Below are 21,983 nucleotides of genomic sequence, written 5' to 3'. Positions count from 1 at the left end.
CGCACGACGGCGCAACACCGGGGCGAACCGCGCGCGCGGGGGCGCCTTTCGCCGTCCGGTGCCGCATGTCGGTGTCGGCGGATACGCTGATGACCTGATCAACAGGTGTGCCGGGCACGGAAGTCGGGAAGGCCGCAGGAGCGACAGTGGTGGCGATCGGGGGCGGGAATGACCGTTGACGGCGGTTACGCGGACTTCTTCGGACCGCAGGTGCCGCGTACGGACGACGGAGGCCAGACGGCCACCTTCGCGCTGGCCTCGGCCGCCTACCGGGACAGCGAGTTGAAGGAGATCAAGAAGGCCGACAACGAGTGGCACCAGACGACCCTCAACGCGGGCCGGTCCTGGGCCACCATCTTCCGACCGAACCTCGGCGAGGCCTTCTCCCGCGCGGTGGCCGACCGGATGCTGGGCGGCGACCGCAAGCCCCTCATCCAGTCCTTCGGCGCCGAACCACAGGTGGTCGTCGAGCACTGCCTGGCCGCCAACGGCATCCGCAAGGCGCGCGACGCCCGGCTGTCCACGGTGATCGTGCTGTGCGGTCTGCTGTTCCTGCCCGGCATGCTGGTCTGGCTGCTCGGCTTCCAGATCCGCACCACCGTCGCCAAGGCGGAGAACAAACAGGCCGGGGCGCTGGGCACCGCGGTACTCGTGGCGATCGCCGCGCTGGCCGTGCTGTTCCTCGTCAAGATGCCCTTCTCCGGCTTCTGGGCCTGGTACGCGCGCGCCGCGGTCGTCCTGCCCGTCGTCGGCTGGTTCTGGGCCAAGCGGATCTGCGAGGGCACGGCGAGGGACCTGCGGGAGCGCTGGGACGGCCTCCTGTCGGGCAGCGGCGTCGGCGCCAAGGTCCCCGAGGCGGTGCCCAGCAACCCGGGCGAGACCGCGGCCGAGCAACTGCGCCAGTCCCTGGCCAAGCTCGGCGCCGAGCAGCAGTCCAACTCGGTCTTCTACGCCGGCCCCAAGGGCATACTCGGCATGGGCACCCGCTGGGGCAGCTGGCAGCTCGCCGAGAACCTGGTGCCGGCCGACCCGACCCGGGAGATCCACCCCTTCCGCAGCTGGGACGTCGTCCGGGCCATCCACGACCAGCTGCGCATGCTGGAGCGCGGCCCGCTGAACACCGGCGGCTTCACGAAGCCGTCCATACGGCACTGGGTCGTGACGCCCATCGGGGAGAACGCCAAGGCGGTGTCCCGTCCCGAGGGCACGGACGTCGAGGCGTACCAGGTCAAGTCGCACGCGATACAGGACATCTGCAACAAGCAGCAGTTCGGCGCCGGTGACCGGCACTACCTGGGCGTCCAGTGGACCCTGTGGGACGGCCAGCTGGTCATCACCATGCTGATCGCGGTGACCGTGCTGCACGAGACGCTGCGCATCGAGGTCACCGGTCACGCCCTGGGCCCGGTGAACCCGCTGTTCACCACGAAGCCGGAGGCTCCCTCCAAGGAGGTCGCCAAGTCGTTCAAGCCGTGGGAGACGCGCAAGGTGATGCTCCCGCTGGTCACCGCGAACGAGGTGGTACGGCTCGCCGTCCGCGCCCCGCTCACCTGGTACCCACCGCTGCTGAACTGGCTCGGCGGCACGATCGTCCTGCCGGAGCCGTTCGGGCTGCGGCACGCGTGGGCGGACCAGCCGTGGCGCCACCGCTTCATGGCCGACGACGCGTTGCGGGCGGCGGCGCCGGTGCTGCGGGTGGTGCACTCGTCGGCGATCAGGGTGCTGGAGGAGAACGGCGTGGACACCGAGAAGTTCGGGACACGGTCGGCGTTCCTCAGTACGGCGGTGCAGGATCCGACGCCGGGTAAGGCGGACCTGTACAACGCGTAGGCCTTCGGCGGTCGCGCGGGATTGGCGTGACCGTCGCTGGGGGCTGCGCCCCCAGACCCCGCTTCGGCCTGGACGGCCTCGTCCTCAAACGCCGGACGGGCTGGAGGGCCAGGCTTCCGCCAGCATCTTGCGGGTGTCCCCCAGCAGCTGCGGCAGTACCTTCGTGTGGCCGACGACCGGCATGAAGTTGGTGTCGCCGCCCCAGCGGGGCACGACGTGCTGGTGGAGATGGGCGGCGATGCCCGCGCCGGCCACGGTGCCCTGGTTCATGCCGATGTTGAAGCCGTGGGCGCCCGACGCGGTGCGCAGGGCCGTCATCGCCTGCTTGGTCAGCTCGGCGAGCTCCGCGGTCTCCACGTCGGTCAGCTCGGTGTAGTCGGCGACGTGGCGGTACGGCACGGTCATCAGGTGGCCGCCGTTGTACGGGTACAGGTTGAGCACCGCGTACACGTGTTCGCCGCGCCGGACGACCAGCCCGTCCTCGTCGGACTTGGCCGGGATCGAGCAGAAGGGGCAGCCGTCGTCGGCGCCGGGGCCGCTCGGCTTGTTCTCGCCCTGGATGTAGGCCATCCGGTGGGGCGTCCACAGGCGCTGGAACGCGTCCTGGGTCCCCACGCCCATCTGCTGCTCCGGCTCACTCGTCATGCGTGCAGCATATGGCGTCGTGCGCGGCGACCGGGAAAGGCCCCCGGGATCTCCCGGGGGCCCTGGGAATCCTCGGATCAGACCTGCGCCCGCTCCTCGACGACCTGCGCGATCTTCGCGATGGCCTCGTCGACGGGGATGCCGTTCTCCTGGGAGCCGTCGCGGTAGCGGAAGGAGACGGCGTTGTTCGTCATGTCCTCGTCGCCCGCGATGACCATGAAGGGCACCTTCTGCTTCTGAGCGTTGCGGATCTTCTTCTGCATGCGGTCGGAGGAGGAGTCGACCTCGACGCGCAGCCCCTGCTTGCGGGCCGCCGCGGCGAACTTCTCCAGGTACTCGACGTGCGCGTCCCCGATCGGGATACCGACCGCCTGGACGGGCGCCAGCCACGCCGGGAAGGCGCCCGCGTAGTGCTCCAGCAGCACCGCGAAGAAGCGCTCGATGGAGCCGAACAGCGCGCGGTGGATCATGACCGGGCGCTGCTTGGCACCGTCCGCGCCGGTGTATTCCAGGTCGAAGCGCTCCGGCAGGTTGAAGTCGAGCTGGATGGTCGACATCTGCCAGGTGCGGCCGATGGCGTCCTTGGTCTGGACGGAGATCTTCGGGCCGTAGAAGGCGGCGCCGCCCGGGTCCGGGACCAGGGGCAGGCCCTGCTTCTCGGCGACCTGGCGGAGCGTCTCGGTGGCCTCTTCCCAGGCTTCGTCGGAGCCGACGAACTTCTCCGGGTCCTTGGTGGACAGCTCCAGGTAGAAGTCGGTCAGGCCGTAGTCGCGCAGCAGGTTCAGCACGAAGGTGAGCGTCTTGTCGAGCTCCTCCGACATCTGCTCGCGGGTGCAGTAGATGTGCGCGTCGTCCTGGGTGAAGCCGCGGGCCCGGGTCAGGCCGTGCACGACGCCCGACTTCTCGTACCGGTACACGGTCCCGAACTCGAAGAGGCGCAGCGGCAGTTCACGGTACGAGCGGCCGCGCGCGTCGAAGATCAGGTTGTGCATCGGGCAGTTCATGGGCTTGAGGTAGTAGTCCACTCCCTCGTCGAGCTGCATGGGCGGGTACATGCCGTCGGCGTACCAGTCCAGGTGGCCCGAGGTCTCGAAGAGCTTCCCCTTCGTCGCGTGCGGGGTGTAGACGAACTCGTACCCTTCCTCCTCGTGGCGGCGCCGCGAGTAGTCCTCCATGACCCGGCGGATCACACCGCCCTTGGGGTGGAAGACCGCGAGGCCTGAGCCGATCTGCTCCGGGACGGAGAACAGGTCCAGCTCGCTGCCGAGCTTGCGGTGGTCGCGCTTCTCGGCCTCGGCGAGGAACTCCAGGTGCGCCTTCAGCTCGTCCTTGGACGGCCAGGCGGTGCCGTAGATGCGCTGGAGCATCGGGTTCTTTTCGCTGCCGCGCCAGTAGGCGGCGGCGTTGCGCATCAGCTTGAACGCCGGGATGTTCCGGGTGGTGGGCAGGTGGGGACCGCGGCAGAGGTCCTTCCAGCACAGCTCGCCGGTCTTGGCGTCCAGGTTGTCGTAGATCGTCAGCTCGCCGGCGCCGACCTCGACGTCCGCGCCGTCGTCGTGCGACGCGGAGCCCTTGAGGCCGATCAGCTCCAGCTTGTACGGCTCGTCGGCGAGCTCCTCGCGGGCGGCGTCGTCGGTGACGACGCGGCGCGAGAAGCGCTGGCCGCGCTTCTGGATCTCCTGCATCTTCTTCTCGATGGCCTTGAGGTCATCGGGGTGGAAGGGCTTCTCGACGTCGAAGTCGTAGTAGAAGCCGTCCTTGACGGGCGGGCCGATGCCCAGCTTGGCCTCGGGGAACAGCTCCTGCACGGCCTGCGCCATGACGTGCGCGGTGGAGTGGCGCAGGATGTTCAGACCGTCCTCGGAGGAGATCTCGACACCCTCGACGGTCTCGCCGTCCTGGACCTCGTAGGCGAGGTCCTTCAGCTCACCGGACACGCGGGCGGCGACGATCGAGCGCTCGCCGGCGAAGAGCTCGGCGGCCGTCGTGCCCGTAGTCACCACGCGTTCTTCCCGCTCGGAATCGCGTTGGATGATCACACGGACGTCTGACACCGGTCTCTCCTGACTGAAGTGGGGCTGCGGCGCCATACCAAAGCGCACGCATGAGGGCGATCGTACCGACCCCGGCCCGCTCACCGCGAAATCAGTCCCCGCGGTCGCCGTCGTCCTCGCCGTCCCCTCCGCAGGTCTCCTCGAAGAAGGCCGCCACCTCCACGTGCTCCTGGACCGCCTTCAGCAGCCGGTCCCGCTCCGCGTCGTCGACCTGCACGGGGGCGATCTCGCAGGCGCCGGTCAGCCGGCGGAATCCGCCCCGGCTCTCCAGCCGCCCGAGCACCCGCACCGGCAGCCCGACGAGATGGGCGTGCCCCGCGATCCGGTAGGCCTCCTCGTCCAGGGTGATCCGTACGTGCGGGACGTCCGCCCCGGCCAGCACCCGCAGCCGTACGGTGCCCGCGCCGCGCGGCCCGGGACGGCGCATGCGGACGACGGTGCCGGTGATCCGGACCGGTACGGAGGGCTCGGCGCGCAGGTAGCGGGCGGCGGCCTCGCGCAGGGCGGGCAGGTCGCCGGGCGAGAACTCGACGGGTTCGGCGTAGGCGGCGCAGCCCTCGGGGATCCCGGCGGCCGGCGCCCAGTCGACGGCGATCCGGGCGCCCTCCGTGCCGCGCACGAGGGCTACGAGCGCCTCGGTCAGCTCGTGGCTGACGCCCGCGGCGACGGCCGTGTCGAAGGCCTCCATGCCGCCGGTGGCCCGCCGGTAGTCGACGGCCTCGCGGGCGGCGTAGAGGGCGTGGTGGAGGCGTACGGCGAGGGGGCGGCCGGTGGTGACCGGCACGAACGCGGTGAGCCGGCGGCCGCCGGGGGCGGGACCGACCAGGACGTTCTCCAGGGCCTCGGCGGCGGCGCGCCGGTGCCGTGCACCGTAGTAGCCCGCACGCGCGCGTGTGGCGAGCGCTCCGGCGAGCAGCATCCGGCGGGCGGCGGAGCGCAGCTGTTCCTCCACGGTCCAGGAGGCGGTGTCGCCGGGCCCGGTCGGTACGTCGCGCCCCCAGCGGATCTCGTCGCTGGGCACGGCGAGGGAGAGGAGGATCTCGCGGGCGGCGGGCGTGCCACTGCGGGACAGCGCGAGCAGTGCCTCGCCGAGCAGGTCGTCGCTGTCGGGGAAGGCGCGGCTGACGGGCACCAGCAGGCTGGTGGCACCGGCGGCCGGGCCGGGCGGGGTCCAGCGGCCGTAGCGGCCCGGGGCGCCGCCGCGACGCCGCCACCCGTGCCGGTGGAGCAGGGCGGTCAGCACGGCCGGGTCGACGGTGCCGGACTCGGGCGGGCGGCCGTCGTCCCAGGCCGGGTCACCGGCGGTGTCGGCGGGGTGCGGCCGCACGGCGCGCAGGGGTTCGCCGGTCGGGCGGTGCGTCATGGTTTCCCTCCCGTCCCGACCCGCGTCATGATCTCGCACAGCGCCCGGTCGTCGAAGACCCGCGCGGTCGGTATCCGCACGGTGGTGCGCCGCCGGCCGGTGACCGGGTGTCCGGCGAGGTTGGTCCAGTAGCAGCAGTGCCTGAGATCGAGCCGGTCGTGGCCGGCCCGCAGCCACTGGTCCCGGGACCGGGGGACGATCATCACGACCAGGATCTTGTGCACCGAGACCGGGGTGCGGGCGAGCTTCGCCAGGTGGTCGTTGTCGAGCGTGAAGGAGAAGAAGCGGCCGGGCGGGTTGGGTGGGATCTGGTACGTCGCCTTGAGCTGCACCTTGATGGTGACCTCGTCGTCGACCGTGTGCCCGGGGGCGCTGTGGCTGACGTGCCAGTCGATGCCGTTGTCCGGGAAGGGCTGGGAGAGCGAGCAGCCCGCCGCCGCGGCGACCGCGTGGAGGTAGCCGACCTGCAAGGTCTCCATGCAGGCGGTGGTGGCGAGAGAGCCGCGAGAGGGTGCCGTGCGCTCGGGCAGCAGCCCGCCCCGTTCGGGCTGCGCTATGGCCATGGCCAACAGCCTTCCAGAACTGGTGTGTCCCCACTGCGGGTCGCTGAACTGCGAGGACCCGTACTCCTGTTGTGTCCTTCCGGCGTACGCCGCAAACAGCCCGGGTATCACCGAATCGGGACAGAAGACGGCGCGTCAGCTGCCGTACGCGGACGAGGAGTTGAGTGCCCTATGACGAGCTGGTTCGAGGGGCCGCTGGCCGCCTTCGACACGGAGACGACGGGTGTGGACGTCGAGACCGACCGGATCATGTCGGCGGCCCTCGTCGTGCAGGACGCGCCGGGGCTGAGGCCGCGCGTGACCCGGTGGCTGGTGAACCCGGGCGTGCCGGTGCCCGAGGCGGCGACCGCGGTGCACGGGCTGACGGAGGAGCATGTGCGGCGCCACGGCCGTTGGCCGGCGCCGGTGATGTACGAGATAGCGGAGGCGCTGGCCGAGCAGGCCCGCGCCGGGCGTCCGCTCGTGGTGATGAACGCGCCGTTCGACCTGACGCTGCTGGACCGGGAGTTGCGCAGGCACCGCGCCTCCTCCCTCGGCCGCTGGGTGGAGCGGACGTCGCTGCACGTCCTCGACCCGCGCGTGCTCGACAAACACCTGGACCGGTACCGCAAGGGCCGCCGCACCCTCACCGACCTGTGCGCCCACTACGGCGTGGAGCTGGCGGACGCGCACGACGCGGCGGCCGACGCGCAGGCCGCGCTGGAGGTCGTACGGGCGGTGGGGCGCCGCTTCCCGGGGCGGCTGGAGCGCCTGTCCGCCGCGGAGCTGCACACGCTCCAGGCCGTCTGGCACGCGGGGCAGGCGCGGGGGCTGCAGGCGTGGTTCGCGCTCAACGGGACGGAGGAGGCGGTGGACCCGGCCTGGCCGCTGCGGCCGGACCTGCCGGCGGCGGCGTGAGCGAACCACCCCGGCCGCGAGCGACGCCGGGCACGGGGGTGTGGGTGGCGGAGCCCTCACTTCGCGCGGCGAAGCCGCGCAGAACACGACGAGAGCGACGTGGTCCGCGTTGTCTGCGGACACACGTCGCTCTCGCGAACGTGGGCGATACTGGGTTCGAACCAGTGACCTCTTCGGTGTGAACGAAGCGCTCTCCCACTGAGCTAATCGCCCGGGAACGCACTGAACAATACAGGGCCCGGCGCGTTTCCTTCAAACCGCTTGGCGACCGCCTTCCAGGTGGGCGGCCAGTCCGCGCCGTCCCGCCCGCATCATCAGGCGGTGGTTGGCCCGGAACAGGGGTCGTCCCGGCACGGCGAGGCGGCGCAGCAGCGGCTTGCGTACGTCGACCTCCTGGTCGTAGCGGACGAGGGCGCCGGTGCCGCGCGGGGCGACCATCCAGCGCGCCCAGCCCTCCATGTCGCCGGTCATGGCGACCTCCAGCACCCCCGCGCCCGCATCGCGCCGGCCTTCGCGCAGGGTCGCGGTCAGGTCGTACGGGAGGAGTGAGCGGAACCGGACGACCCCGCTGGTGCCGTCGAGCCGGGTGACCTGGCGCACCTGGGGCCACCAGCGGGGATAGTCCTCGATCCGGTCCAGCGCGCGGAAGACGGCCGGGACGGGCCCGGGCAGGGCCCACAGGCTGCGGAATCGGTAATGGTTCCAGTCCACCTGTGGAGTGTGCCCGGGCCCGCGCCCCTCACGGGCCGGTTACGGCATCCTGTCGCCCAGAAGTGCCAGGTTCTCGATGGCGGCGAGGCCGTAGAGCGCGGTGTCGTTGGTGGACACCCAGGTCGCCTCGCTGCCCGGCACCAGCGTGGTCGGGCCGCTCAGCTTCTCCGTCTTCCAGGGTGCCGACTCCTTGTAGCCGTCTGAGTTGTAGAACTTCTGCCACGCGCGCGTGGCGAGCTTCTCGTCCCCGGTCTGTACGGCCGCGTAGGCGTCGAGGCGCGAGTGGCCCTGGAAGAGGATCAGGCTGCCGAAGTTGCTGCCGTACCGTGCCGCCTGTTCGGCCTTGGAGGCGTTGAAGTAGCGGCAGTAGTCGTAGTACGCCTCGTTGAACTCCGGCATGTCGACCAGGTCGATCAGCTCGGCGCACAGTTCGTTCAGGCCGAAGACCGCCGACAGGTGGGACACCTCGACCTTCGGGGTGTCGGCGACGGCGAACTTCCCGGTGTCCAGGTCGTACAGGCCGCTGCCCTGGACGAAGCCGTTGGGCTGGGCGGCGATGGTCTCCATGGTGGACAGGACGCGGGCCTTGGCCTTCTCCCACTTGGGGCCCTTGCGTTCCCACTCGGTCAGCCACGCCGAGACCAGGCCGCTCCAGTCGGTGCCGAAGCCGACCGACAGGGCGTGGCGGTCGGGGGTGTACGGCTCGGTGCGGATCTTGCGGAGCGGGTCGAGGGCGAGGAAGGTCTCGTCGGAGTCGACGTTGGCGTGCATGAGGTCGCCGACGCGTTCGTCGGCGGTGAGGAAGTAGTAGTAGCGCCGGTAGGTGGTGTTGGCGATGCGCTGTTGCTTGGCGCTGTCGGCGTAGTGCTGGACTCCGTGCCGGGTGCCGAGGCCGGCCCATTCGCCGAGGTGGTAGACGTCGACCTCGCCGGTGTGCCGGGTCATGGCCTCGGCGAAGCGGAAGATGTCGGCGCGGCCGGAGCGCAGGTAGGCGTACCAGAGCCACAGGTCCGGGGAGAGTTCGGAATTGTCCCAGGCGTAGCCGCCGACGTCGTAGCGCCACTGGTGCCGGGCGGTGTCGTAGGAGTGCATGACGTCGCCGTAGTCCCAGAAGCCGTACCAGCGGCGCTGCTCCACCTGGTCCTTGTAGTAGGTGAAGAGGAAGTCGAGGTGGTCCTCGATCTTCGCCTTGGCGGGTGTGGAGCGGTCGGGCTCGGAGTAGAGGCCGGGGCCGAAGACCTTGGACTTGATGAGTTGCGCCGGCGGGGCGGCCAGCTGGGGCAGCACGCGCACTGCCTCCACCTGTTCGGCGAGTGTCTCGGCGCTCGGGGTGGCGGCGTTGGCCCAGAACAGCAGTTCCGAGGTGCGGGCGATGCCGTAGGGGGTGCCGAAGCCGGGCTCGTAGTCCTCGTAGGTGATGTTGAGGCCTTCGAGCTGCTCGGGGAAGGTGTCCTGGCCCATGCCGTCGTGGTAGAAGCGCAGGTCCATGGGCTGGGCCTCGGGCGACCAGAGCCAGAGGGTGACCTCGGCCTCGTCGGTCTGGGCGTCGCGGATGTCGAGCTGGGCGGGGTGCTTCTCCCAGAAGTCGCGCAGGCCGAAGGAGAGTCCGCCGCTCGTCCCGCCGACGTAGCCGAAGCCGGAGGCGCGCCGGCCACCGCCCGCGCCGATCCAGCCGTGGCCCTTCTTGGTGCGCTTGCGCAGGGAGAAGCCGTCGGCGGAGAGCTGGGAGAGGGTGTAGTCGCCCCACTCGGGGATGTACTTCAGGCGGGTGGTGACGCGCTGGTCCCAGGTGGCGGGGTCGGGCAGTTTCTCCCCCGCGAACTGCGCCGCCTGCACGGCCGCGCCGGGGTCGCGGCGCAGGCCGGTGATGCCCTTGACCGCCTCGCGCAGCAGGCCGGTGCCCTCGCCGCCGATGCGGATGTGCCGGTCGTAGGACTCGTCGCGCATCGGGACGGTGAAGCGGACACCGAGGCCGCGGATGAAGTCGCCGCTCGCCTTGCCGGGCTCCTGCTTCCCGTCGAACGTGATGGTGTGCACCATGCGGAAGGAGTCGGCGCCCGCGTAGAAGTACAGGCGGATGGAGAAGGGCAGCCAGCCGCGGTGGCCCTTGCGGTGCTTGCCGTCGATGCGGACGACGGCGCGGACCGGGCCGTCCTGCTCGACCTTCACCTCGTCGATGGCGCCGTCGAAGCGCTCGTACTTCACGGTGCCCTGGTCGCCGTCCTCGATCTCGGGCTGGCGCAGCAGGACGAGGCGGCCGTTCTTCGCGATCTCGGTGGAGCCTCTGGTGACCGACTTGATCAGGGTCGATCCGGATTTGCCGATTCTCGCGGTGATGACACCGGTCGATATGTCGATGGTGCCGCCGCGCCGGTCGACGGTGACCTTCTTCGCGGGCGCGGCGGGGGTGCCGGCGGTCAGGGTGAGTTCGCCGTTGCCGGAGCCCACGGCGTGCGCGGTCCACTTGAGGGAGCCGTCCGGCCAGTAGGCGAGGGGCCAGGACTGGGCGGGTACGGCCTTGCCGTCCGCGTCCGTGACGGCGAAGGACTGGTCCTGCTGGTAGGTGCCCTTGGGCCACGGGACGCCGACGGTGGAGCCGGGGGCGGCGCCGAGGCCGCCGTCCTCCAGCCAGGTCAGGGTGACGGGGTCGGCGTCGGCGTCCTTGGCGGCGGGCGCGGCCTGGGCGTTCTTCGCGCCCAGCGCCCAGCTGAACTGGGCGGCGGCGCCGGCGACGGCGGCCGCCTTGAGGAGGGACCTGCGGGGGATGGGGGACATGGCCTTTCCTTTCCGTTCCGTGCGGGGCGAGGTGGGGCGGGGCGGGTGCAGGAGGTGTCGAGGGCATGGCTCCACGTGCGAGCGATGCCTGTCACGGGCATGACAGAGAGAGGTGTGGCGCCGGGGCGCCGGCCCCGGGGGCGGAGGCGCCGTCGTCAGCGGCGCCGGTAGCGCTCCTCCACGGCGACGGCCGCCGCGGCCACGGCGCCGAGGACGGCGACCGCGAGCGGCGCGCTGAACCAGGCCGAGCAGACCACGACGGCCAGCCCGCCCACGATCAGGAAGGAACCCGCGGGGTCGAGCACGGTGCGGCGCCCGGCCTGCGCGAGCAGCGACCGCCAGGAGGCGCCGGGCCGCCAGGCCGCCGCCGCGCGCAGCCCGGCCACGGCCGCGCCGATCAGGGCGAGGACCCCTACGGCGCCCACGAAGGGCCCGCCCGGCAGACCGCTGCGTACGGCCTGCACGTCCACCCAGACCGCGGCCAGGGCGGCCCACCCGGCGAGCCCGACGAGCCAGCCGCGGCGCACCGCCGCCCGGAAGTCGGCCGTGAACTCCCGCCAGCCGCCGCGCTCGTGGGCCAGTCGGCGCCCGAGATGCCGCGCGCCGGCCGCGAACGCGGCGGGGTAGGTGACCAGCGGCAGCGAGGCCACCGCGATCCACACCCCGGTGAGCAGGCACTCGGCGAACAGGGCGAACCCCTCGGCGAACCGTGACTCCCCCCGCTCGGTGCGGGCCTTGGCGCGTGCGTCGGTCACGATCGGTTCACCTCAGCCCTTCAGACCGGAGGTCGCCATGCCGTCGATCAGATAGCGCTGGAAGGCCAGGAAGAAGGCGAGGACGGGCAGCAGGGCGACGAGCGACATGGCGATCATGCCGCCGTAGTTCGCCAGCCCTTCCTGGTCCACGAACATCTTCAGGCCGAGGGAGACGGTGTACTTGCCGGGCTCGTTGAGGTAGATCAGCGGGCCCATGAAGTCGTTCCACGAGTTGATGAAGGTGAAGATCGCGCTCGTGATCAGGGCCGGCCGGCACAGCGGGAGCACGATCGACCAGTAGATGCGGAAGTGCCCGCAGCCGTCGAGGCGGGCCGCCTCGTCCAGTTCCCTGGGCAGGTTCCGCATGAACTGCACCATCAGGAAGACGAAGAACGCCTCCGTGGCCAGGTACTTCCCCAGCAGCAGCGGGGTGTACGTGTTGATCATGTCCATGTTGCGGAACAGCACGTACTGCGGGATCAGCAGCACGTGGTACGGCAGCAGCAGAGTGCCGATCATCAGCGTGAACAGCAGGTTGCGGCCCGCGAACCGGATCTTCGCGAAGGCGTAGGCGGTCAGTGAGCAGGACACCACGATCCCGATCACCGAACCGACCGCGAGGAAGAGCGAGTTGAAGAAGAACGTGGAGATCGAGATGTCCGCGATGCCGTCGGTGAGGCTCGTGTAGTTGGAGAGGATCGGGTCGCCCGGGAAGAGGTCCAGGCTGCCGACGATGTCCCCGCTCTCCTTGAAGGAGCCGCCGATCACCCAGAGCACCGGGTAGAGGATCACCGCGAGGATCGCCAGCGACCCGAGATGCCAGGCGAGCGAACCCGGCAGCCTGCGCCGCAGGGCACCCTTCGCGGGCGGGGCGGGCGTGACGTCGGTGGCCTGCGCGCTCATCGGCCGCCCTCCTCGTAGTGCACCCAGCGCTTCTGGGACCAGAACAGCACCGCGGTGACCAGGGCGACCGCGACCAGCAGCATCCAGGCCATGGCGGAGGCCAGACCCATGCGGCTGTTCTCGAAGCCCTGGACGTACAGGTAACAGGTGTAGACCATCGTGCCGTCCGCGGGACCGCAGGCGTTGCCTCCGGCGCCGCCGCCGACGATGTAGGCCGAGCTGAAGATCTGGAACGAGTGGATGGTCTCCAGCAGGACGTTGAAGAAGAGGACCGGGGAGATCATCGGCAGCGTGATGTTCCAGAACTGCCGCAGCTTGCCCGCCCCGTCGACGTCGGCCGCCTCGTACAACTCGCGCGGCACCTGCTTGAGGCCGGCCAGGAAGATGACCATGGGGGCGCCGAACTGCCAGACGGTCAGGGCCACCAGGCTGTAGATGATCAGATCCGGGTCGCCGGTCCAGCCGCCGGCGTCGATCCCGAAGAGCCGCTGCGTACGGTCGACGACCGCGTCGTCCGAGAAGATCGCCTTCCACACGATGGCGACGGACACGCTCGCGCCGATCAGCGACGGAGCGTAGAAGGCGGCCCGGTAGAAGGCCTGCCCGCGCCGCTTCTGCGCCAGCAGCAGGGCCACGCCGAGCGCGGCGATCAGTTTGATCGGGGTGCCGACGACGACGTACCAGAGGGTGACCTGGACCGAGTGGCGCCAGCGCGGGTCGCCGAACATCTCGGAGAAGTTGTCCAGGCCGATCCACTGGGGAGCGTCGAACAGGTTGTAGTCGGTGAACGCGAAGTAGAGCGAGGCGACCATCGGTCCCGCCGTCAGCAGCAGGAAACCGGCGATCCAGGGGGACATGAAGAGGTAGCCGGCCAGGTTCTCCCGGCGGCCCCGCCGCTTCAGCTCGGCGGGGCGCGGGGACTTCACCGGACCGTGCCGCGGCTCGGAGTCCTCGGCCAGGCCCTCCATCGCAGGGGCGTGTGTCACTGCGTTCCCCATCAGCCGACGAGAGCCGTCTTCGACTCGGAGAAGAACTGCTTCACGGCGTCCTCGACGGACCGCTCGCCGAGCGCCATCTCCTCGGCGATCCGCAGGAAGGCGGCCTCGCAGATGTCGGCACCGTTCGGGTGCGGGGTGATCTCCTCCAGGACGCCAGCCTCGACGAGGGACTCCTCGTAGGCGGCGATCGCCTTGTTGACCGGGTCGGTCGGCTGGTACGCGTCGTACTGGACCTGCGTCGTCGGCACGCCCCGGTCGTAGCCCATGATCTTGGCGACCTCGGGGTCGTGGACCATGAAGTCGATGAACTGGGCGACTTCCTTGGGGTGCTCGGTGCGCTTGTAGGCACTGAGCATCAGCGAGCCGAGGTACTGGCCGGTGCGCTTGCCGTCCGTGGTGGGGATCGGCGCGAGACCGTACTCGCTCTTGCCCTCGGAGGTGTAGCGGACGGTGAAGTTGTCCCAGGTGAACTCGCTGCCGGCGAGCTCCGCGGAGAGCGCCGACTTGGGCTTGATCTGGGCGACCTTCTTGGGGTCGGCGAACAGGCCGGACTTCACGCCCTTCTCCGCCTTCGTCCACCAGGCGGTCAGGTCGGCCTCGGAGAAGCCGAGCCCGTCCTCGGTGAAGAAGGCCTTGCCGTTCTGCCGCAGGTACAGGTCGTAGAGGTACATGACGCCGTACATGCCGCTGTCCCCGGCGCGGCCGGTCCTGTCCCGGATCCTCGTCATCGCCTCGTCGAAGTCGTCCCAGGTCCAGCCCTGTTCGGGCTTGCTGCCGGCCCTGGTGTAGACGGGCTTGTCGATGACGAGGGCCATCGAATTCGAACCGACCGGCACGCCGAGGAGTTTCCCGTCGATCTCACCGAACTTCTCCAGGCCCGCCCGGAAGCCGTCCATGGAGAGGTTTCCCGCCTTGGCCTGCTCGCTCAGGTCGAGCAGGACATTCTTCGCGTCGTATTTGCGGAGAAAGCCGATGGCATTCTGGAAGACGTCCGGCGGATTCCCGCCGGAGGCCTGGGTGTTGAACTTCTTCCAGAAGTCGGTGTACGGCTGGAAGTCGGTCTTGACCTTGATCTTCGGGTACTTCTTCTCGAAGAGCGCAATGGTCTTGTTGATGCGTTCGGCCCGGTCCTCGGCGCCCCACCACGAGTAACGGATCGTCACCGTTCCGTCCCCCGAGCCGCTGCCGCCGCCGCACGCGGTGGCCGTCGCACCCAGCCCCGCGACGGCCAGCGAGGCCCCCGCCGCTTTGAGGATCGTGCGCCTCCCGGTCCGCCTCTCCGCATTCCCGTCCTGCTGCATACGAGCCTCCCCGCGACGTCGCTTCCGCCTCATGAATCGTTTCAAGTAAGCGCTTGCTGGCACAAGTTACGGAGGGCCCGGGGGCGCGTCAATGATTCGGACAGGAATTCATGGGCGCGGGGCGCGGACCGAGCGGACGACCACCCCGGCCGCACGGCCGGCGGCACCGGAAAAGGCCGAGGTCGGCGCGGTGTGGCCGAGGGACCGAACACCGATGGGCCCACGGGGGCGGGCGGCGCGGAAGGTCACGGTTGGGTGAAGACGCCCGGAAGCGGAACGGCCGCACAGCCGGCCCGGGACGCGCCGCACGTGACGCTCGGGCACGCCTCGGGACCACCAGGGCGCGCGCACGACAGAACGGCCCGGCTCACGATGGTGAGCCGGGCCGTTCTGGTGATCCGGTGGGCGATACTGGGTTCGAACCAGTGACCTCTTCGGTGTGAACGAAGCGCTCTCCCACTGAGCTAATCGCCCGGACGCAGGGAGAACATTACCCCATGTCAGGGGGTGCCTGTGACCAGCGGGGGCCGGGTCGCCGCGCCCCCGCCGCGGATCACTGGTCCTTGATCTTCCAGGGCATCTCGAGCCCGAACTTGTAGAGGTAGATCCCGGCCAGCACGGCCACGATCACCACGCCGATCGAGGTCAGGATGATGTTCCGGCGCCGCACCTTGGGATCGAGGGCGCGCTGCGCCGCCTCGGTGACCTTGCGCTTGGTCCAGCGCAGGACCAGCTGGGCCCAGACGAACTCGGTCGCCCAGATCGCCATGCCACCGAAGATCACGACCCAGCCCGGTCCGGGCAGCACCAGCATGGCGACGCCGGCCACCACGACCGCGAGGCCGACGACGAAGACGCCGACCTGCCAGCTCAGGTGAAGGGCGCGGCGCGCCCTGATGAATTCCGGTGCCCGTGAGCCCAGCGCGCGGTCGGCCGCGGCCTCGTCCGTCCCCGTACGGTCTTCCGCCACGACTGCCTCGCCGGGCGTGTTACTCCCCGTGTTCATACAGCCAAACACTACCGGAGCGAAACCTGTCACCGGAATGGGTGCACGACCCGAACGATCACTCGGCCGGAAGAGTTACGTAAACGCACGCAAAACACTCAGAGGGGTTTACAACGGCACCGTAGGTGGCATGTCGATTTCGCCGACGTGCGAATCCCCGAGCGCACACTGAGCGAAAGGCCCTGGCGCTTATGAACACCACGGTCAGCTGCGAGCTGCACCTGCGCCTCGTTGTGTCGAGCGAGTCCTCCCTGCCTGTCCCCGCAGGCCTGCGGTACGACACGGCCGACCCCTACGCCGTGCACGCCACCTTCCACACCGGAGCCGAGGAAACCGTCGAGTGGGTGTTCGCCCGCGACCTCCTCGCCGAAGGTCTCCACCGCCCCACCGGCACCGGCGACGTCCGTGTCTGGCCGTCCCGCAGTCATGGCCAGGGCGTCGTGTGCATCGCCCTGAGCTCCCCGGAGGGCGAGGCACTGCTCGAGGCCCCGGCACGGGCCCTGGAGTCCTTCCTGAAGCGCACAGACGCCGCCGTGCCGCCCGGCACGGAACACCGGCACTTCGATCTCGATCAGGAGCTCTCGCACATCCTGGCGGAAAGCTAGGGCGAGGCACCGTGAAGCCGCCCGTCGCCGTCGACTCGGGGTGACGGCACGGGCCCGGACAACCGCATACGGCACACACCGGCGTCGTCGCCGCGGACCTCCGCGGGGGCGACGCCGGTGCGCGTGCGGCGACGGGGCCCCGCGCGGCCGGACGCCGCGCGCTGCCTCCTGCCACCTCATGCCGCCTGCTGCCGCCTCCTGCCGCCCTCTCCGGGAACGAAGGCAGTTCCGTCGCCGTTGTACCGGCAACCGACGGCCGGGACCGCGATCGGAGCCGGTTGGCCCGCCGCGGAAGCCACTACCATCGGCCAGCATCGGCGGGCGCCCGCCCGACCCCAGGCCAGGGAGCGAAATGTGCTGATCACCCACGACACCCGGTGCGCCCTCGACACCGTGGTGGATCTGGTGAACACCGTGCCGGAGGACGAATCGGCGCCGGACGGACTGCCGGATGTGGCGGCCCTCCAGGAATTTGTGGGAACGCACGAAATCAGCGACGTCGGTGTGCTCTCGGAGCTCGACCTCTCGGCGGTGCGCAAGATCCGCGGCCGGTTCGCGGCGGTCTTCGCGGCCCCCGAGGCCCGGGCCGCGGCGGGACTGATCAACGACCTGGTCGCCGCCGCCGGAACCACGCCCCGGCTCACCGACCACGACGGCTACGACTGGCACATCCACTACTTCGCGCCCGGCGCCTCCGTCGCGGACCACCTGGCCGCCGACTGCGGAATGGCGCTGGCGTTCTTCGTCGTCGCGGGGGAGCAGGAGCGGCTGCGGCGGTGTGAGGCGCCCGACTGCCGGCGCGCCTTCGTCGACCTGTCCCGGAACCGCTCGCGACGGTACTGCGACAGCCGCACGTGCGGAAACCGCTTGCACGTGGCCGCGTACCGGGCGCGGCGCAAAGAGGCGGCGGGCTGACACCGCCGTTCCCGACCGGCGCGGTCCCCGATGCCCTTGGTGTCGACGCGATCCCCGGCGGGTGGCGCCGGGGAACGCGGGTACGGCTCACAGCAACAGCAGATCGTGCAACGAAGCCATGAGCAGCAGACACCCGATCACCGCAAGGAAGATCATGAGCGGTGGCTGGGAAAGGGCGAAGAGGCAGCCGCGCGGTTCGCTGTGCGCCCGCGCGGTTTCGCTCTGTCTCGGGTCCAGCTGGGGATCCAGCTGAGTGGTGTCCGGCATCTCGCCGCGATGATGACGCAGCACGCAGGGCCTACGCGATCAACACGCCCGTTAAGACCGGGAGTTCGTTGAATGTCGCAATGTCCGGTCGGATCTTGATCATTCCGGAGCGCGCTCTGACGGCCTCGGACCGCTGTGTCGTTTCAGTCCGGAACGCCGAGAGCCGGTCGGCGGTCAGATCCCGTGCTTCTTCAGGATCGCCTCGATGTCGCTGAAGTCGTCCTCGCCGCGAGACGTCGTCGCAGGTCGGGACGCGGGCCGGGCGGCCGGGCGGGAGCCGGCACCCAGGGAGGGCTCCGAGGCCGCCGGGGCGACCGCGTCGCGCTGTGCGGCGGCGCGGGCCTCCTTGCGTTCCTTGCGGGTGCCGCCGCGGCGGCGCTCCACCGTGCGCGTGGTCATGAACAGCACCCAGGACACACCCAGCACCGCGAAGCCGGCCCAGGCCACCGGGCTGAAGGCCGTGTCGGCCAGCCACTCGACGACCCCGGTCATCACCAGGCCGATCGGGACGAGGGAGTAGGCGGCGATGCGGGTCGCGGTGAGGAAACGCCTGCGGTACGCGGTGATCGCCGCGATGCCCAGGCCTGCCGCGGACACCGCGGAGCAGACGGTCTCGGCAATCATCCGGTCCTCCAGGCTGGCTCGGTCGGGCATGCGCACTTCTGTCCCTTCCATCCTGCACCGTCCGGGCGCCGTGGGGCCATGGTCCGGCCCGAGATCAGGGAGATCTGGGGGGTGTCGTTTGGATCAGGCCGGCTCCGGGCAACGGTGCCTCGCAACCGGCCCGAGCGGGGTCTGGTGCGTGCAGCTGCAAGGCGGAGGAGGGCGACAGGGCGGAGCCCTGGCAACCGACGACAACGCCGCAGATGTGCGTGCCAGACCCCGCGCACCCGGCAGGATCCAAACGACACCCCCTAGGGGTCGGCTCCTCCCCAGGTGCCGGTGGCCGTCGTACGACGGTGGTCGGAGTGCCGTCCCGCCGGCTGGAAGAATGGCAGCATGAGCGACTCCTCACCCGCCCGTCCCGCGCCCGTCCTCGACGTCTGGTGCGAGCTCCAGTGCCCGGACTGCCGCACCGCCCTGGACGACCTCCGTGCCCTGCGCGCCCGCTACGGCGACCGTCTGGAGCTGCGGCTGCGGCACTTCCCCCTGGAGAAGCACAAGCACTCCTTCGCCGCCGCCCAGGCCGCCGAGGAGGCCGTCGCCCAGGGCCAGGGGTGGCCGTACGCCGAGGCCGTGCTGGGCCGGGTGGCGGAGCTGGACCGCAAGGGAGAAACCCTCCTGGTGGAGGTCGCCCGGGAACTGGGACTGGACGCGGAGGAGTTCGACACCGCGCTGATCGACGGCCGGCACATCCTGATCGTCGACGCCGACCAGGCCGAGGGCAAGGCGATCGGCGTGACCGGCACCCCCACGTACGTGATCGGCGGCGAGCGCCTCGACGGCGGCAAGAGCCAGGAGGGGCTGCGCGAGCGCGTCGAGGAGATCGCGGACCGGCTGCTGGCCGCACAGCGGGACTGATCCGGGACCCGGGCCCGCCCCGTCCCCGCCCGCTGTCAGAGCAGCGATTTGTAGAAGCTGTACCGCGTCGTCCCGTAGCCGAGCGACTCGTAGAGGCGCTCGGCCGCGGTGTTCCCCGCGAAGACGTTGAGCCCGATCAGTGGCCGGCCCGCGGCGATCGCCTGCGCCTCGGCCAGCAGCATCAGCGTGCGGCCGTGTCCCCGGCCCCGGTGGGCCGCGTCGGCCTCGACGTCGAAGACGAAGGCCCGGCCCTCGTACAGCGCCAGCCACAGGACGCCGACCCGCGTTCCCTCGTGCTCCAGGACGCTGAACAGCATGTTCTCCGTGTCCAGCCCCTGCGGCAGCAACATCTCGTGATCGCTGCGCGCCTTCTCGCGCGCCTCCGCCTCGGGCATTCCCCGCTCGATCCAGGTCCGGGCGTACTGCTCCGACTCGTAGGCCTGCCAGACGTCGAACTCGTCCCGTGTCATGGGCCGCGCTCGGCTGTCCGCGGGCAGGGCGGGCGGGGTGTCGCCGAGTTGCTTGGTCATGCCGCGGGTGCGCAGGACGTACCCGAGCGCGGCGGTGAGCCGCAGACCCGCCACGGCGTCGGGGCCGACGGTCGCCTCGATCTGCCCGCAGCCCCAGCCCCGCGCGATCTCCTCCGCCGCGAGGGCGGCCACCGTGCCCCGGCCGCGCCGGCGGTCCGGCTCGTCGATGCGCAGCTTGTGGATCACGGCCACCGAGTCGCCGAAGGCCTTCGACGTGCCGAGGTGTATCGCGCCGACGGGACGACTGTTCACGCACACCTGGTAGTGGCGTGAACGCGTTCCGTCGGCGGCGCGCTGAAGCGGCTCGGTCGGCCGCAGGGTGGTGGTCATCACGGGTGTTCTACCCGCCGGGGGTGCGAAGTGCAGCCGAATATCCGCGCTTACGGGTCCAGGTCGTCCCCGGACCGCTCCTCGAAGATCCGCATGGCCTTCGCGGTCACCGGCCCCGGGGCGCCCGGCAGTTCGCGGTCGTCGACGCGGTGCACGGCCTGCACGTCCCGCAGCGTGGAGGTCAGGAAGACCTCGTCGGCGCGGTCCAGGACGTCCAGCGGCAGATCGGTCTCGCGGGCGCCGGTCCACTCGACGGCCAGGGCGCGGGTGATTCCGGCGAGGCAGCCGGAGGCGACCGGCGGGGTATGGATCTCGCCGTCGAGGACGACGAAGACGTTCGACCCCGTGCCCTCGCAGAGCTGCCCCACCGTGTTGCCGAACAGCGCCTCCGAGGCGCCCCGTTCACGGGCGCGGGCGAGGGCGACGACGTTCTCGGCGTAGGAGGTGGTCTTCAGGCCGGTGAGCGCGCCGCGCTCGTTGCGGGTCCAGGGGACCGTGATGACGGCCGTGGAGTCGGGGCGGCGGCCGGTCTCGCCGAGGGCGACGACGAGGGTCGGGCCGTGCTCGCCGCGGTCGGAGCCGAGCGGGCCGTGGCCGCCGGTGTAGGTGACGCGCAGCCGGCCCAGCGGCATGGGGTTGGCCTCGATGACGGCGGCGCAGGCACGGCGCACCTCGTCGAGGTCGGGGTCGGGCAGCCCCAGGCCGCGCGCCGAACGGGTCAGCCGGTCGAGGTGCCGGGTCAGCGCGAACGGCCTGCCGGCCACCGCCTTCACCGTCTCGAAGATGCCGTCGCCCACGGTCAGTCCGTGGTCGAGGACGGAGACGCGGGCGGACTCGATGTCCTGCAGCCCGCCGTCGAGCCAGATCTTCACGTCAGTAGCGCCTCTCCGCTTCCGTTCACCTCGTACGCACCCGACGCTACCGCGAGCAGCCGGGACGCCTTGAGTTCGGTCTCCCGCCACTCCCCCTCGGGATCGGAGCCCCAGGTGATGCCGGCGCCGGTGCCGAAGCGCAGCAGTCCCGCGGCTCGGTCGATCCAGAAGGTGCGGATGCCGACGGCCAGCTCGCCGGTCCCCCGGTCGGCGTCGACCCAGCCGATGCCCCCGCAGTACGGGCCCCGGGGCGCGGTCTCCAGCGCGTCGATGATCCGCAGGGCGCTGGACTTGGGCGCGCCGGTGACGGACCCGGGCGGGAAGGCCGCGTCGAGCAGCTCCGGCCAGCCGGCGCCCGCGCGCAGCTCACCGCGTACCGACGAGACCAGGTGCACGAGCCCCGGGTGCTTCTCGACCGCGCACAGGTCGGGCACCGTCACGGTGCCCGTGGCGCAGACCCGCCCGATGTCGTTGCGGACCAGGTCCACGATCATCACGTTCTCGGCGTAGTCCTTCTCCAGCAGGTCGGCCTCGGTCCGCCCGGTGCCCTTGATCGGCCCGGACTCGACGACCCGGCCGTCCCGGCGCAGGAACAGCTCGGGCGACGCGGTGGCGATCTCGACGCCGTGCCCGGGCAGCCGGATCGTTCCGGCGTACGGCGCCGGGTTGCCGCGGGCCAGCAGGGCGGTGAGGGCGTCCACGTCGGCGCCGGGGGCGACGGGCGCCGAGAGCACCCGGCAGAGGTTGGCCTGGTAGACCTCGCCGGCGGCTATGTGCTCGCGGATGCGTCGTACGGCCGCCGTGTACGCGGTGCGGTCGAGGGAGGACGTCCAGTCACCGACGGCCGGCCCCCGCCACTCTCCCGGTACCGGCGCGGGTACCGGGGCTGTCCGTACCTCGGCGAAGCGTGCGCAGGTCAGACGGCCTTCGAAGTCCGCGCAGACGGCCCAGAAGCCCCTGGAGTCGAGGGCGGCGGGGTCGCTCGTGACGTCGAGGAGACCGGTGGCGAGGCGGTCGCCGAAGCGGGCGAGGGGAGGGAGGTCGGGCACGCTGTCGAGTCTAGGCCGGTGTCCCGGAGGTGACCCGAACCTGTCCTTCCGGGTGCCCTGACCAGGTCCGTGACCGGACGCACCGCAGCACGC

General features: G+C 70.8%; 21 protein-coding genes and 2 tRNA genes. 5 read left to right on the top strand and 18 right to left on the bottom strand.

Annotation, left to right across the window (positions count from 1 at the left end; translation table 11 throughout):
• Positions 1 to 168 precede the first annotated feature (168 nt).
• Positions 169 to 1,830 carry a hypothetical protein gene (locus tag RI578_RS31915; protein ID WP_310874287.1) on the top strand — a complete coding sequence of 554 codons (1,662 nt, stop codon included), beginning with the start codon at positions 169 to 171 and terminating at the stop codon, positions 1,828 to 1,830.
• Positions 1,831 to 1,914: 84 nt separating this feature from the next.
• Here RI578_RS31915 and RI578_RS31910 read toward each other — a convergent pair whose 3' ends face one another.
• The 4 genes from RI578_RS31910 to RI578_RS31895 form a co-directional block, all read right to left on the bottom strand.
• Positions 1,915 to 2,475, bottom strand: coding sequence for an HIT domain-containing protein (locus RI578_RS31910; RefSeq protein WP_310874286.1), 561 nt, complete (start codon positions 2,473 to 2,475; stop codon positions 1,915 to 1,917).
• 77 nt (positions 2,476 to 2,552) lie between these two features.
• Positions 2,553 to 4,529, bottom strand: a complete 1,977-nt coding sequence (gene thrS, locus RI578_RS31905; protein WP_310874285.1) for a threonine--tRNA ligase — start codon at positions 4,527 to 4,529, stop codon at positions 2,553 to 2,555.
• A gap of 91 nt (positions 4,530 to 4,620) precedes the next feature.
• The gene (locus RI578_RS31900) at positions 4,621 to 5,892 is read right to left on the bottom strand and encodes a hypothetical protein (protein ID WP_310874284.1); all 1,272 of its coding nucleotides are present in this window, start codon (positions 5,890 to 5,892) and stop codon (positions 4,621 to 4,623) included.
• A complete protein-coding gene (locus tag RI578_RS31895) occupies positions 5,889 to 6,455 on the bottom strand; it encodes a DUF4365 domain-containing protein (protein WP_310874283.1) in 567 nt (188 codons plus the stop codon). The genes RI578_RS31900 and RI578_RS31895 overlap by 4 nt, the downstream gene beginning before the upstream one ends.
• A gap of 171 nt (positions 6,456 to 6,626) precedes the next feature.
• On the opposite strand from RI578_RS31895, the gene RI578_RS31890 reads away from it, so the two are divergent.
• A complete protein-coding gene (locus RI578_RS31890) occupies positions 6,627 to 7,352 on the top strand; it encodes a 3'-5' exonuclease (RefSeq protein ID WP_310874282.1) in 726 nt (241 codons plus the stop codon).
• Positions 7,353 to 7,493: 141 nt separating this feature from the next.
• Here RI578_RS31890 and RI578_RS31885 read toward each other — a convergent pair.
• From RI578_RS31885 to RI578_RS31845, 9 genes are all read right to left on the bottom strand, one after another.
• Positions 7,494 to 7,565, bottom strand: a tRNA-Val gene (locus tag RI578_RS31885).
• Between the two features lie 39 nt (positions 7,566 to 7,604).
• Positions 7,605 to 8,063 (bottom strand): SRPBCC family protein, encoded by a 459-nt coding sequence (locus tag RI578_RS31880; protein WP_310874281.1) that lies wholly within the window; start codon positions 8,061 to 8,063, stop codon positions 7,605 to 7,607.
• 39 nt (positions 8,064 to 8,102) lie between these two features.
• Entirely contained in the window at positions 8,103 to 10,838 is a 2,736-nt protein-coding gene (locus RI578_RS31875) for a Tat pathway signal sequence domain protein (RefSeq protein ID WP_310874280.1), read from the bottom strand.
• 155 nt (positions 10,839 to 10,993) lie between these two features.
• A complete protein-coding gene (locus RI578_RS31870; protein WP_310874279.1) occupies positions 10,994 to 11,593 on the bottom strand; it encodes a hypothetical protein in 600 nt (199 codons plus the stop codon).
• Positions 11,594 to 11,605: 12 nt separating this feature from the next.
• Positions 11,606 to 12,496, bottom strand: a complete 891-nt coding sequence (locus tag RI578_RS31865) for a carbohydrate ABC transporter permease (protein ID WP_310874278.1) — start codon at positions 12,494 to 12,496, stop codon at positions 11,606 to 11,608.
• Positions 12,493 to 13,494 carry a sugar ABC transporter permease gene (locus tag RI578_RS31860; protein WP_310874277.1) on the bottom strand — a complete coding sequence of 334 codons (1,002 nt, stop codon included), beginning with the start codon at positions 13,492 to 13,494 and terminating at the stop codon, positions 12,493 to 12,495. Before RI578_RS31860 ends, RI578_RS31865 begins: the two co-directional genes overlap by 4 nt.
• Positions 13,494 to 14,795 (bottom strand): extracellular solute-binding protein, encoded by a 1,302-nt coding sequence (locus RI578_RS31855; protein WP_310874276.1) that lies wholly within the window; start codon positions 14,793 to 14,795, stop codon positions 13,494 to 13,496. Before RI578_RS31855 ends, RI578_RS31860 begins: the two co-directional genes overlap by 1 nt.
• Before the next feature lie 402 nt (positions 14,796 to 15,197).
• A tRNA-Val gene (locus tag RI578_RS31850) sits at positions 15,198 to 15,269 on the bottom strand.
• Positions 15,270 to 15,348: 79 nt separating this feature from the next.
• Positions 15,349 to 15,801: a TIGR02611 family protein gene (locus RI578_RS31845; RefSeq protein WP_310874275.1), complete on the bottom strand. Its 453-nt coding sequence runs from the start codon at positions 15,799 to 15,801 to the stop codon at positions 15,349 to 15,351.
• 191 nt (positions 15,802 to 15,992) lie between these two features.
• Between RI578_RS31845 and RI578_RS31840 the strand changes: the two genes are divergently transcribed.
• Both RI578_RS31840 and RI578_RS31835 read left to right on the top strand, forming a co-directional pair.
• Positions 15,993 to 16,406, top strand: coding sequence for an SsgA family sporulation/cell division regulator (locus RI578_RS31840; RefSeq protein ID WP_004002642.1), 414 nt, complete (start codon positions 15,993 to 15,995; stop codon positions 16,404 to 16,406).
• 354 nt (positions 16,407 to 16,760) lie between these two features.
• Positions 16,761 to 17,321, top strand: coding sequence for a CGNR zinc finger domain-containing protein (locus RI578_RS31835; RefSeq protein ID WP_210961498.1), 561 nt, complete (start codon positions 16,761 to 16,763; stop codon positions 17,319 to 17,321).
• Positions 17,322 to 17,408: 87 nt separating this feature from the next.
• Here the strand turns inward: RI578_RS31835 and RI578_RS31830 are convergent, their stop codons facing one another.
• Positions 17,409 to 17,588 (bottom strand): hypothetical protein, encoded by a 180-nt coding sequence (locus RI578_RS31830; protein ID WP_121745947.1) that lies wholly within the window; start codon positions 17,586 to 17,588, stop codon positions 17,409 to 17,411.
• A 174-nt stretch (positions 17,589 to 17,762) separates the two neighbouring features.
• Complete coding sequence (locus tag RI578_RS31825) at positions 17,763 to 18,212, bottom strand: hypothetical protein (RefSeq protein ID WP_310875911.1); 450 nt, start codon at positions 18,210 to 18,212, stop codon at positions 17,763 to 17,765.
• 375 nt (positions 18,213 to 18,587) lie between these two features.
• Between RI578_RS31825 and RI578_RS31820 the strand changes: the two genes are divergently transcribed.
• On the top strand, positions 18,588 to 19,109 hold the full coding sequence (locus RI578_RS31820) for a DsbA family protein (protein WP_310874274.1): 522 nt from the start codon (positions 18,588 to 18,590) through the stop codon (positions 19,107 to 19,109).
• A gap of 35 nt (positions 19,110 to 19,144) precedes the next feature.
• Here RI578_RS31820 and RI578_RS31815 read toward each other — a convergent pair whose 3' ends face one another.
• Genes RI578_RS31815 through RI578_RS31805 form a run of 3 tightly spaced genes read right to left on the bottom strand, consistent with a single transcriptional unit; the run spans position 19,145 to position 21,890 of the window.
• Positions 19,145 to 19,969, bottom strand: coding sequence for a GNAT family N-acetyltransferase (locus RI578_RS31815; RefSeq protein WP_310874273.1), 825 nt, complete (start codon positions 19,967 to 19,969; stop codon positions 19,145 to 19,147).
• 50 nt (positions 19,970 to 20,019) lie between these two features.
• Entirely contained in the window at positions 20,020 to 20,841 is an 822-nt protein-coding gene (locus RI578_RS31810; protein WP_310874272.1) for an aminodeoxychorismate lyase, read from the bottom strand.
• Positions 20,838 to 21,890 (bottom strand): chorismate-binding protein, encoded by a 1,053-nt coding sequence (locus tag RI578_RS31805; protein WP_310874271.1) that lies wholly within the window; start codon positions 21,888 to 21,890, stop codon positions 20,838 to 20,840. Before RI578_RS31805 ends, RI578_RS31810 begins: the two co-directional genes overlap by 4 nt.
• Positions 21,891 to 21,983: the final 93 nt, after the last annotated feature.

The organism is Streptomyces sp. BB1-1-1, assembly GCF_031597775.1.
Taxonomy (GTDB): Bacteria; Actinomycetota; Actinomycetes; order Streptomycetales; family Streptomycetaceae; genus Streptomyces; species Streptomyces thinghirensis.
Note: the sequence above shows the minus strand (reverse complement) of the source record. Positions and strands in the feature narration are given on the sequence as shown.